Source organism: Vibrio sp. PNB23_22_6 (assembly GCF_052877535.1).
On the sequence record NZ_JBNFXP010000028.1, the window covers coordinates 1 to 12538 of the forward strand.

The 12538-nt window shown below is 44.6% G+C and carries 12 protein-coding genes; 3 read left to right on the plus strand and 9 right to left on the minus strand.

Features of this window, described 5'->3' with window-relative positions; all coding sequences use genetic code 11:
- Positions 1-487: 487 nt before the first annotated feature.
- The 7 genes from ACVA54_RS17195 to dusA all read right to left on the minus strand — a co-directional run bounded on the left by ACVA54_RS17195 (position 488) and on the right by dusA (position 7487).
- Positions 488-1267 carry a phosphoadenylyl-sulfate reductase gene (locus ACVA54_RS17195; RefSeq protein WP_099080837.1) on the minus strand — a complete coding sequence of 260 codons (780 nt, stop codon included), beginning with the start codon at positions 1265-1267 and terminating at the stop codon, positions 488-490.
- A complete protein-coding gene (cysI, locus tag ACVA54_RS17200; RefSeq protein WP_099080836.1) occupies positions 1260-2996 on the minus strand; it encodes an assimilatory sulfite reductase (NADPH) hemoprotein subunit in 1737 nt (578 codons plus the stop codon). The genes ACVA54_RS17195 and cysI overlap by 8 nt, the downstream gene beginning before the upstream one ends.
- Positions 2996-4870, minus strand: coding sequence for an assimilatory sulfite reductase (NADPH) flavoprotein subunit (locus ACVA54_RS17205; RefSeq protein ID WP_446649779.1), 1875 nt, complete (start codon positions 4868-4870; stop codon positions 2996-2998). The genes cysI and ACVA54_RS17205 overlap by 1 nt, the downstream gene beginning before the upstream one ends.
- Before the next feature lie 116 nt (positions 4871-4986).
- Positions 4987-5217, minus strand: a complete 231-nt coding sequence (locus tag ACVA54_RS17210) for a hypothetical protein (RefSeq protein ID WP_099080834.1) — start codon at positions 5215-5217, stop codon at positions 4987-4989.
- Positions 5218-5365: 148 nt separating this feature from the next.
- Positions 5366-6028: a TIGR04219 family outer membrane beta-barrel protein gene (locus ACVA54_RS17215; RefSeq protein WP_099080833.1), complete on the minus strand. Its 663-nt coding sequence runs from the start codon at positions 6026-6028 to the stop codon at positions 5366-5368.
- Positions 6029-6127: 99 nt separating this feature from the next.
- The gene (pspG, locus tag ACVA54_RS17220) at positions 6128-6343 is read right to left on the minus strand and encodes an envelope stress response protein PspG (protein WP_099080832.1); all 216 of its coding nucleotides are present in this window, start codon (positions 6341-6343) and stop codon (positions 6128-6130) included.
- Positions 6344-6506: 163 nt separating this feature from the next.
- A complete protein-coding gene (dusA, locus tag ACVA54_RS17225; protein WP_099080840.1) occupies positions 6507-7487 on the minus strand; it encodes a tRNA dihydrouridine(20/20a) synthase DusA in 981 nt (326 codons plus the stop codon).
- A 392-nt stretch (positions 7488-7879) separates the two neighbouring features.
- Here dusA and zur point away from each other — a divergent pair, with 392 nt between their 5' ends.
- On the plus strand, positions 7880-8326 hold the full coding sequence (gene zur, locus ACVA54_RS17230) for a zinc uptake transcriptional repressor Zur (protein WP_099080831.1): 447 nt from the start codon (positions 7880-7882) through the stop codon (positions 8324-8326).
- A 27-nt stretch (positions 8327-8353) separates the two neighbouring features.
- Positions 8354-8815: a chemotaxis protein CheX gene (locus ACVA54_RS17235; RefSeq protein ID WP_099080830.1), complete on the plus strand. Its 462-nt coding sequence runs from the start codon at positions 8354-8356 to the stop codon at positions 8813-8815.
- 96 nt (positions 8816-8911) lie between these two features.
- Here the strand turns inward: ACVA54_RS17235 and pgi are convergent, their stop codons facing one another.
- On the minus strand, positions 8912-10564 hold the full coding sequence (gene pgi, locus ACVA54_RS17240) for a glucose-6-phosphate isomerase (protein ID WP_119464647.1): 1653 nt from the start codon (positions 10562-10564) through the stop codon (positions 8912-8914).
- 305 nt (positions 10565-10869) lie between these two features.
- On the opposite strand from pgi, the gene ACVA54_RS17245 reads away from it, so the two are divergent.
- On the plus strand, positions 10870-11298 hold the full coding sequence (locus ACVA54_RS17245) for a secondary thiamine-phosphate synthase enzyme YjbQ (protein WP_446649780.1): 429 nt from the start codon (positions 10870-10872) through the stop codon (positions 11296-11298).
- A gap of 41 nt (positions 11299-11339) precedes the next feature.
- Here ACVA54_RS17245 and ACVA54_RS17250 read toward each other — a convergent pair whose 3' ends face one another.
- Positions 11340-12536: a hypothetical protein gene (locus tag ACVA54_RS17250; protein ID WP_446581604.1), complete on the minus strand. Its 1197-nt coding sequence runs from the start codon at positions 12534-12536 to the stop codon at positions 11340-11342.
- Positions 12537-12538: the final 2 nt, after the last annotated feature.

Here is a 12538-nt window from a genome sequence, read left to right on the forward strand (position 1 = left end):
AGTTCATTGAAACCTAATTTGATACCAAGGTATCTAATTGGATTATCATCAACGAGTGCCCACACAGATTGATAGGTTCTTATTTTTAAAGAGCGATTCTTCTTTGTGATTTACATCACTTCGGAAGAGGCGGCCATTCTAGCGAGATAATCTTTTGTGTCAAACACTTTCTCAAATTATTTCGTTTTTCTTTCTGACCTTGCCGACCTTGCCTTGAGCCCTTGTGAGCTCTGCCCTGTCGACAAGGACGCATTATAGAGATCGTGCTCACATTGGCAAGCGTTATTTTGCAAAAATTGCAAAAACAATGGTTAAACGCTGTGTTTTCGATCAAAGCCTTATTTATCCAACTTTACCCAAAGAACGTGAACAACTTATCCACAGAGTTATACTTTTGAGGCACATTTTCATACCTTATAAATAAAGAAAGCGGCTTTGCAGCTGCTTTCTTTATTTACCTGAAAGTCGGTTACAGCCAACTTTACGACTAGATGCCCGAACCATCTTGCTCAGAGCCATCATCTTCATGCAATCCACATTCACGCTTTAATCCGAAGAAGCGGGTTTCTTCTTCCGACATTCCGGGCTCCCACTTTATAGTCGTATGGGTATCACCTACAGAGAGATAGCCTTGGTCCCAAAGCGGATGATAACTTAAACCGTGCTCTTCTAAATAATAGTGCACATCTTTATTTGTCCAATCGATCACGGGCAAAAACTTGAAGACACCATTTTGTATTGACAAGATAGGTAACCCCGCTCGTGACTTGCTTTGTTCGCGGCGCAACCCTGAAAACCAAGTTCCTATGTTTTGCTCACGTAGAGCTCGTCGCATTGGCTCGATTTTGTTTATCTTGTTGTACTTTTCAATTCCCTCTATACCTTGTTCCCAAAGTTTTCCGTAACGTGCTTCTTGCCAATTGGCACTTTCTTTAGCTTGGTACACTTTAAGGTTAAGATTCAGTTGCGCTTTCAACTGATCGATGAATTGATAAGTCTCTGCAAATAGATAACCGGTGTCCGTTAGGATGATGGGAATGTCCGGCTTTTGTTGTGTCACAAGATGGAGCATCACTGCGGCTTGGATACCGAAACTGGATGAGACAGCGAACTCCCCTTCCAAATTCTCCAATGCCCACTTTAGTCTCTCTTGTGCCGAAAGCTGTTCGAGATCGACATTGATTTGAGCAAGACGGAGAATTTGCTCCGTCTTCGTTAATGTCAGTAACTCTGCTAGCTCCGGTTTGGACGCTACAGAATCAAGCATGGAAGTCCCTCTTTGATATGAACACTTCTTGGATAATACCAACTCGAATCGTGAAGTCGCCAAATGCTTCGCCTTCCTCACGTTCAGCAGCCCAACGAGCCACCAGCTGATCAATCTCTTCTAAGATTTGCTTATCCGTAATATTCTCTTTGTACATCTTCGGCACTCGCGTTCCACCACGGTTACCACCTAGGTGTAAGTTGTATCGACCTGGCGCTTTACCAACTAAGCCGATTTCTGCCAACATTGCTCGACCACAACCGTTTGGACACCCTGTTACACGAAGAATGATATTGTCTTCTTCAGGTAGACCATGCTTTTCGAGAATACCTTCTACATCGGTTACGAACTGAGGAAGGAAGCGCTCTGCTTCTGCCATTGCTAATGGACATGTTGGGAACGCCACACACGCCATCGAGTTTTTACGTTGTTCACTTACGCCGTCATCCATCAAGCCATGCTCACGAGCAATCTTCTCGATCTTCGCTTTTTGGCTTTTCGGTACACCTGCAACAATCAGGTTTTGGTTTGCTGTCATGCGGAAATCGCCTTTATGGATTTTGGCTATTTCAGCAACACCCGTCTTAAGTGGTTTCCCTGGGAAATCCAGCAGACGACCGTTTTCGATGAAGAGTGCTAGATGATACTTACCATCGATCCCTTCAACCCAACCGATACGGTCACCACGTTCCGTGAATTCGTACGGGCGGCTTTGCTCAAACTTAACCCCGGCACGTTTTTCTACTTCTGCTTTAAACACATCACTACCGACACGATCTAATGTGTATTTGGTTTTTGCATTCTTACGGTTAGAACGGTTACCCCAATCACGTTGAGTTGTTACTACAGCAGCAGCAACATCAAGTGTTTTCTCTAATGGGATAAAACCAAAGTCATCCGCTCTACGTGGATAAGTTGACGTATCGCCATGCGTCATCGCTAGACCACCACCAACGAGCACGTTAAAACCAACCAGCTTACCGTTATCTGCAATCGCTACGAAGTTAAGATCGTTAGCATGTACGTCTACGTCATTTTGCGGTGGGATAACCACTGTGGTTTTAAACTTACGTGGCAAGTAGTTCTTACCCAAAATAGGTTCGTCTTCTTCCGTGCTTTCTACTTTTTCACCGTCGAGCCAAATCTCTGCATAAGCGCGTGTCTTCGGTAATAGATGCTCACTGATCTTCTTCGCCCATTCGTACGCTTCTTGGTGTAGCTCCGACTCCACTGGGTTAGTGGTACACAAGACGTTACGGTTAACATCACCCGCGGTGGCAATCGAATCAATACCAATGCTGTTTAGCGTTTGGTGCATCAACTTGATATTTGGTTTTAGCACGCCATGGAACTGGAACGTTTGGCGAGTAGTAAGACGAATACTTCCATATAAAGAGTGCTCAGTTGCAAACTTATCGATCGCTAGCCATTGCTTTGGTGTAATGATGCCCCCCGGCATACGTGCACGAAGCATGACGTTGTGTAGTGGCTCCAGCTTTTGCTTAGCACGCTCATTTCGGATATCGCGATCATCTTGCTGGTACATTCCGTGGAAACGAATCAACTGGAAGTTGTCTGCAGTAAAGCCACCAGTAATGCGGTCTTGCAGATCTTGTTCAATCGTTCCACGTAGTAAATTACTTTCTCTTTTAAGGCGCTCGTTATCCGAGAGTGGACCAAGCACCTCACCTAATACTTCTTGGCTGTTTGATTGTTGATTCGCGCTCATTAGTACACATCCCTTTGGTAACGTTTCGCTTTACGTAGATCGTTGATAAATGCTTCTGCTTCTTCACGAGATAGCTTGCCTTGTTGCTCGGCTACAAATACCAGCGCATCGTGAACATCTTTTGCCATACGAGTAGCATCACCACACACATAGATGTAGGCACCATTCTGAATCCATTGCCAAACTTGTTCAGCGTTTTCTAGAATGCGATGTTGAACATAAACCTTCTCTGCTTGGTCACGGCTAAACGCGACATCAAGGCGGGTCAGCAAACCTGACTTGAGGTACTTTTGCCATTCAACTTGGTAAAGGAAATCTTGAGTAAAGGTACGGTCACCAAAGAACAACCAGTTCTTGCCTTGCGCGTCACGGTTATCACGCTCTTGAATAAAGCTGCGGAAAGGCGCAATACCTGTGCCTGGACCAACCATGATGATTGGTGTGTTGTCATCTTGTGGCAGTTTGAAGTTATTGTTGTGCTCAACAAACACTTTCACTTCACCGCCTTCTTCTAGACGTTGAGCGAGGAAACTCGATGCTCCGCCATAGCGCTTCTCATCACCTTTGTCGTATTCAACCAATCCGACAGTTAGATGAACTTCTTCGTCCACTTCCGTTTGACTCGAAGCGATAGAATATAGACGAGGTGTCAATCGACGAAGTAAACCAACCAATTCTTCTGCGCTTAGCTTGGTCTTCTTTTCTGCAAGGACATCTACGACTTGAGTATTTGCTGCGTACTCACGAAGTTTGTCTTTATCTTCCACTAGCTTTTGTAGTTTCTTACTACCAGAAAGCTCTGCAAACTTCGTGACGAGTTGAGGATTAGAAGCGGTGATCTCATATTTGCTAACTAAAGCGCTGTGAATAGATAAACTCTCACCATCAACTTCGACACTCTCGACACCGGATAAGCCTGCTTTTGCAAGGATGGCATTCGCCAACTCTGAACTGTTATCAAACCAAACTCCGAGCGCATCACCGGCTTGGTAAGTTAGTCCAGACTCTTCAAGGTCAATTTCGACATGGCGAACATCTTTACCTGAATCTCGGCCAGTGATCTTTTGACTTGTCAGCAGTGTTGCAGTGTATGGGTTTTGCTTATTATAAGACGAGTGGCCTGATGCTGCCTGCCCGACTGGCAACTGAACCACTTCCGCTTCATTACCTGAACAAAGCGCTTCTTTCACTTGTTCAAGGGCTTGTTTGCGCCATTCCGCGGCAGGCGCATCGTAATCCACATCACAGTCAATGCGATCGATGAAGGCAGTTGCACCAAGCTTAGACAAGTAAGTATCGAAGTCTTTACCCGTTTGGCAGAAGAACTCATAGCTTGAATCGCCAAGCGCAATGACTGCGTATTGCAGGTTTGGTAACTTAGGTGCTTTCTTAGATTGAAGGAATTCATGCAGTTCAATGGCATTATCTGGTGCTTCGCCTTCACCATTGGTCGAGGCCACGACAATAACGTGTGTCTCTTTAGCGAGGTTTTTACCTTTGTAGTCACAGGCATCAAAGAGCTCTACAGCAATGCCTTCGGCTTTCGCTTCTTGCTCTAGTGCTTCAGCAACACCTTTTGCATTACCCGTTTGAGAAGCAAAGATGATGCTCAACTTACCTGCCGGTTGTACAGCGACAGCCGCCGCTGCGTGTGCGATTGGTGTCGCGACTGCAGTACTTGGTTGATTTTGTGCGAGACCCCAGAAATAACCACTGACCCAAGCAAGTTGCTGTGAAGACAACTCAGAGACAGTTTGCTGGAGTGAACCAAATTGTTGATCATTAAGAGGGCTTGCGATTGGCGAGTTTCCACCTTGCCCATTTTTTCCTTCCGACTCATTCTTGTTAGAAGATTCATTCTTTTGAAAAGACATTGTCACGACATCCCTATTCATTGCGTGACTATAGATTAACCACTCTCTTTAATAACAAGAAAGAATAGAAGTGAATGCTTTATAACTTTTTGGAAGTAAGCCCCTCTGCGTTACACTCAACGATCTTCGATGCGTACCTGTTGAAAGCCCACAGCCATTGCCGACTTGGACGCCGTATCGAGATCATCATACAGACACTCCTCACCATGGGTATCAGTGAGAAAAACAAATCCGCCTTGTGCGTGACGAAATTCCACGACCCAACCACCTTCTTGCATTGCAGGCTCGATGATGGCCTCTACAAGCTGTTTTTCACGAAATAGATGTCTTAGTTCATTTATAGTCATCGTAAGCCTCAGCTCCTAGCGTTTAACACTAGATAAGCATGGCCCAACTCTGCGAAGTTAGGCGAGTATTTCGAATAAGTATAATGAAGTGATATAAAAAAAACGCCGCTTATAAGGCGACGTTTTAAAAGAAGTATCTTGAGCTAACTTAAAATGAGAATTCTACACTCGCGAAAAAGCCATTGGCAAAGATAAACTCTTTACCTAAATCTGATAAAAACTCTTCTGACTCTAGGTCAATTACACGGTAACCACCACGCAAAGCCAATTGAGACTCTTGGAAAGGAATACGGTACTGTATGCCTGCCATTAAGTCCGTGCTCTTAATGCCTTTGTTATCACCAAAGTTCATTTCACCAATCACATCAAAATTGGTGTTTGGCACCGTGATTTCGGCGTAGCCGTACCAAGCCCAAATCAGTTCATCGAACTCTTCCGTACGAACGTTAGTCCCTGCATCAGTGTATTTAGTATCACTTAAGTTGCTAAACGTTAGGCCGGCATCAAAGTGCAACAAATCATGCTCAAGAATTTGGTAGTAAAGAGTGAGGTCAAGCTTATCAAAGCCCATAAAATCTGCATCAATGCTGGAATAACGAAGACGAGCATTGGGCACGTATTTTACGTCATGCTCTACCGCTGCGTAGAAAGACCCTGTTGTATTGCTATCTCTTCTTACTTCATTAACTTTGGTATCCGCAACCCAAACTTCTGCACCGACTTTCGTCGTCAAAGAAGACTCTTGTGCAAAAAGAGGGAAAGACGCGGCCAACGATAGTGTCGCTAAAGCGAGGGTCGCTTTATTTGTCATGTAATTTTTACTCCGAGATAGCTGATTTCAACATTAAGGGCATGTAAGAAATACTACCATACTCTCACAGCCCTCTATCAACTAAATCTCGACAATCCGTTACTTATAACGCGGTTGGGCAACAACACTTTTAAAGAACCATATACCTAGAGCAATGACTATCAACCAAGGTAACAGTTTCAATACAGCACCAACCATGCCAAGTAGGAACATCACCACCAATGCGATACCTGTTGCGGCGAATACCGTCATCATTGTGATACCTGTTACCAACAATGTCGCGGCGAACACTAAAATAAAGATAAGCTCCAACATAATCACTTCTCCTTTGTTTTAGTGTTATTACAGCAGGTTCTATACCAACTTTTTCAAATGAAACTAAATTAATGATCTAAAAGAAAAAATAAAGCCAGAGGCACTTCTGCACTCTGGCTTACATATTCATCACTTGGCAATTCTAACCAACCACTGGTGAATTTTACACATTCAGTTCTTTCGGAATTTTCGCTAGTGCATCTTGCAGTACTTCTAGACCAGAGCCTGGCTTATGCGCGTTTTCACTGATGTGGCGACGCCATTGACGTGCACCCGGCATGTTTTGAAACAAGCCCAACATATGACGAGTAATGTGCCCGATGTAAGCACCTTTTGCCAATTGCGCTTCAATGTAAGGATACATCTCTTCGACAATTTCACTGCGTTTCTTCACTGGCGCATTCGAGCCAAACAGCTCTTGGTCTACTGATGCAAGCAGATAAGGGCTTTGATACGCCTCACGACCGATCATCACACCGTCTAAATGTTGTAGATGTTCTTTTGCTTCTTCTAATGACTTCACACCGCCATTCACAGCGATAGTGAGATGAGAGAAGTCTTTCTTCAACTGGTAAGCGCGCGGGTAATCCAATGGTGGTATTTCACGGTTTTCTTTCGGGCTCAAGCCACTCAGCCACGCTTTACGCGCGTGAATAGTGAATTGCTCACAGCCGCCTTTTTCAGACACAATCGATACAAAGTCAGTGAGGAACTCATAAGAGTCTTGGTCGTCGATACCAATACGTGTTTTTACCGTCACTGGAACATCAACCACGTCCTTCATCGCTGCTACACAGTCAGCCACCAATTGGGGCTCTGCCATCAGACACGCACCAAAGCGACCGTTTTGAACTCGGTCAGACGGACAACCCACATTTAGGTTGATCTCATCATAGCCGCGCTCTTGAGCTAGCTTGGCACACTTCGCCAAATCTTCAGGGTTTGAGCCACCCAATTGAAGCGCTAACGGATGCTCTTCTTCGTTGTAAGCAAGGAAATCCCCTTTTCCATGAATGATCGCGCCTGTGGTTACCATTTCGGTATACAGCAGGGTTTCTTTGGTCATTAAGCGATGGAAGTAGCGACAATGACGATCGGTCCAATCCAACATTGGTGCTACAGAGAGCCTGCAAGAATGAGTCATGATATAAACACCCGTTTTTACGTTGCCAAGTAAGAGCGCATTGTGCACTCAAAAAATTAAGTCGGGTATTGTATACCCAAGTACCCTCTAGGTGCTAGTTTCAGCAAGAACGACTGAGTTTTCAGATATGGCGACGAGTAAGGTTCGAGTAGTTCTACACCAAAATCATCACAAACTACGCTAGCCAAGGCAACGCCCCTGTGGGAGCGCCATGAATCCGCTTATGGCTGCCTGATTTCTGCACTGGTCTCTCGTTCTCTGATATCCACAGCGCATCCCTCCCTCGCGGACTTGCTTTATTTCATGATTTTCGTTCTGATTATGGGTAAAATAAAGCGCTTCTGCACAAAGTGCATATTGAAGTGCTTTATCATCAAGCACGTCCGATAGTTATGGTGAAAGATTTGGACTCAAAAATCATTGAACAAATTGAGCGTACATGCGTGGAACGTGGCGTTAGGCTGACTCCACAACGCAGACGCGTTTTTGAACTGATTTGTTCTCACCGCCGCGCTTCGAGTGCGTATGAGCTATTGGAGCAACTTAAAAAGAGTGAACCTCAGGCGAAGCCACCAACCGTTTATCGAGCGTTAGATTTTCTTTTAGAGCAAGGTTTTATCCATCGAGTCGAGTCAACAAACAGCTTTATCACTTGCTGCTCTTTCAACACTCAACAACATTTTTTTCAACTGTTAATTTGCGATAAATGTGGTGATGTCGTTGAACTTGAAGACGAGACGCTGATATCCTTGTTAGCCAATAACGCCGAGAAACACGGATTCAAGTTAACAAATCAAGTTATTGAAACCCACGGTGAATGCCAGGCATGTTCCTCGTAGACAAAAAAAGATAGATAGAAGAACGTTATGCGCGCTGAATTTGTAAACCCGTTTTTAGCTTCTTTAATGAATGTTCTAAAAACTATGGCCTCTCTAGAACTGAAGCCACAAAAACCGCGAATCAAGAAAGATGAGATCGCACGAGGGGACGTTTCTGGCCTTATCGGTATGGTTGGTCCACAAACACGTGGCTCAATGTCAATTACCTTTGATGAAGCATTAGCACTAGAAATCATGCAAAACATGCTTGGCGAACGTCCAAATGGCGTGAACGAAGAAGTGACCGACATGGTTGGTGAGATCACCAACATGGTGACTGGTGGTGCAAAGCGTATTCTTGCTGAAAGTGGCTTCGATTTTGATATGGCAACACCGATTGTTGTATCAGGCAAAGGTCATACTATTCGCCACAAATGTGAAGGTTCCATCATCATCATGCCTTTTTCTTCACAGTGGGGAAATGCCTTCATCGAAATTTGTTTCGAATAAAAGAAAAACAGGTTGGTCAGTGCCAACCTATTTTATTTCTGCCTCAGGTAATAAAAAAGGTCAGCGTTTGCTGACCTTTGTTTTTCTATTCAAACATTAAGCTTTGAACGCTTTAAACGCGTTGATCAGACCATTTGTAGAACTGTCGTGTGAGCTGATTTCTGATTCATCTGCTAGCTCAGGTAGGATTTGGTTCGCTAGTTGTTTTCCTAGCTCAACACCCCATTGGTCGAAGCTGAAGATATTCCAGATAACGCCTTGAACGAAGATTTTGTGCTCGTACATTGCGATCAGGTTGCCTAGCGTGCGAGGTGTGATTTGCTTAACTAGGATAGAGTTCGTTGGGCGGTTACCTTCAAATACTTTGAATGGTACTAGAGATGCCATCTCTTCTTCGCTCTTACCTGCCTGCGCAAATTCTGCTTTCACTGTTTCTGCAGACTTACCAAATGCCAATGCTTCTGTTTGTGCAAAGAAGTTAGACATCAGTTTTTGGTGGTGGTCGCTCGCTGGATTGTGGCTGATTGCTGGTGCAATGAAGTCACATGGGATCAACTTTGTGCCTTGGTGGATCAACTGGTAGAACGCATGCTGACCATTTGTGCCAGGTTCACCCCAAATGATAGGACCTGTTTGATAAGTTACTGCGTTACCTTCACGGTCAACGTACTTACCGTTAGATTCCATGTTACCTTGCTGGAAGTACGCCGCGAAACGGTGCATGTACTGGTCGTAAGGTAGAATTGCTTCTGACTCAGCACCGTGGAAGTTGTTGTACCAAATACCGATTAGAGCAAGAATCACTGGAATGTTGCTTTCTAAGTCTGTCGACACGAAGTGGTTATCCATCTCATGGGCGCCATCTAGAAGCTCAATGAAGTTGTCGTAGCCAACGGCTAGTGCAATTGAAAGACCGATTGCTGACCAGAGAGAGTAACGACCGCCAACCCAGTCCCAGAACTCAAACATGTTGTCCGTGTCGATACCAAACTCAGATACCGCTGGAGCGTTAGTCGATAGCGCCGCGAAGTGCTTAGCAACGTGTGCTTGATCGCCAGCAGTTGCTAGGAACCAATCACGTGCAGAGTGCGCGTTTGTCATGGTTTCTTGAGTTGTGAACGTCTTAGACGCGATCAAAAATAGCGTTGTCTCTGGATCGACTTTCTTCAGCGTCTCAACAATATGAGTACCATCAACGTTAGAAACGAAGTGTAGGTTTAGGTGATTTTTGTATGGTGCCAGTGCTTCCGTCACCATGTAAGGACCAAGGTCAGAGCCGCCGATGCCGATATTGACGATATCTGTGATTGCTTTACCTGTGTAACCTTTCCATTCGCCGCCAATTACGCGTTCAGTGAATGATTTAATTTTCTCTAGAACCGCGTTTACCGCAGGCATTACGTCTTCGCCGCCAACCATTACTGGTTTATTAGAACGGTTACGTAGTGCGGTGTGAAGAACAGCGCGATCTTCTGTTTTGTTGATTGCTTCACCACTGAACATCGCTTCAATCGCTGACTTAAGCTCAGTTTCGTTCGCAAGTGCGAATAGATGCTGCAGAGTTTCTTCGTTGACTAGGTTCTTTGAGTAATCGACTAGAATATCTGAGCCGAAACGTGCAGAGAATTTGTCAAAACGAGCCGCGTCTTGAGCAAATAGCTCTTTCATATCCATATCTTGTGCAGATTCGAAATGCGCTGTTAGCGCTTGCCAAGCTTGAGTTTGCGTTGGATTGATATTTTTCAACATGGTCTTTATCCCGATGTTACAGTAGGTTCTATTCCTGACAGTCTAGAGAAAACTGTGGAATCCCCGATTTAGCAAAATGTATATAAATTAGATGTTTGGGCAAATTGCCACAAAACAAGTCTTGTAATTTTTTTTCAGGCATCAATTATGACGGAGAGCTTTTACTCTCACATTGAGTTAGGTCACGTTCCCTGTTTCGAATTTAAACAATTCATTTATGATGCTAAGAATCATACCATTAACTAATTGTTGACTCTAATTGGATTAGGATAGACACCAATTCACATTTTTCCAAAGGAACGCATATGTGGGCACAAAGAACACTGCACCTGAAAGCACGATGTCGTGGTTTTCACCTCATCACTGATGAAATTGAACAACAATTACCAGAAATTCAATCGCTTTCAGTCGGTTTGTTACATCTATTTATTCAGCACACCTCGGCCAGTTTGACCTTAAACGAAAACGCCGATCCAACCGTACGAATGGATATGGAAGCCCACTTCAACAAGTTTGTTCCTGAGCGAGCACCCTACTACCAACATACCTACGAAGGCGATGATGATATGCCTGCTCACATAAAAGCATCATTACTTGGCAACAGTGTGACGATTCCTATCCAAAACGGTCGATTAGCATTAGGCACATGGCAGGGTATTTACTTGGGGGAGCACCGATATTCTGGGGGTAAGCGCTGCATTATCGCGACCATCAATGGTGAAGAGTTCAGATAAAAAAATGCTAACCACGGGGTTAGCCTTTGTTTTATCTCAATTTAGAAAGGTTGGTTGATCATCACTCGGAAAGTGCCTTCGTCTGCGCCTTTTGCCATTTCAGCACGAACCACAATCCCTTCTACTTGGAAGCGTACCGCCCCACCGACGCTCCACTTCATCTCTTCATGCAGTGTTTTTAGATCATAGTCATCTGCGACTCGTCCAACTTCAAAAAACGCTACCCATTGCCACCAAGGCAGATCGTAATAGTTGAGCAGGGGAATATCATCTAGCGGCTGCCAATCCGGTAATACGCGGTATTCAGCAGAATAGTGAATTGCACTGCGGCCGTGATATCGACCTGCGGTGTAACCACGTAGTCGATACAAACCTCCTAAGCGGACTTGATCTTGTTCCGGTGGCCGACTGCACACGCCACCATCACACTGATTCCATGTTGGTGTATCTGCAGTATAAAAATCCAATGCCAACACTTGCTGATCGAACCAATCACCAAGAGAACCAAAGGAGTAATAATGACTTTTTTGGAACTCCCACTTTAGCCATAAATCTTCTGACCGCCAACTATTCGCTCCGGTAGTAAGGTCTAAAGAAGTGTGCGAACCACGAGTTGTGTTGCGCACGCTATCGCGGTTATCCCAATCAAACGTCAGAATAAACCCGCTCGCTTCTTCATTATTTCTACTATAAATATCTAACTCTCGGGAAGAGTAGAAAGGTGTGAATACCAATGAGCTCACACCTGACTCGACTGGTGAAGCAAAGCTGACATCACGAACGGGTTGAAACGCACCAAGTAATCCGTACTCACGCACGTTCCCCCATGGTAAGAGGTATTTGAACTCCAACTTATAGTTCTGCTCTTCCCCATTAGCAATGGTTTTGTTTTGTGTTGATGAATTATTATTACCCTGACTTCCCAAGTAATAGGGATTGTCATTAAAACGGGCTCGGTACATCTGTGTGCTGAACAACCAATGAGAAGAAAGAGCGTAATTAAATGCCGATAAAAAACCGACGTAGCTGTCTTTCTCCGAATATAGCCCCATACCAAACAGCGCCGCTTGTGGTTGACCCACTCCTTTTGCAACACCTGCCACGCCTATCGTACTTCCGAGCGTCTCGGTAGTGAAATAGAATGGAACAAATGCGGAATCTTTCTCTTTCGCGAACGACTGAGACGATAAAAAAAGGCTGGCAGAAAAAGCCAGCACTGAGAGTAGTCTTTTCTTCATTG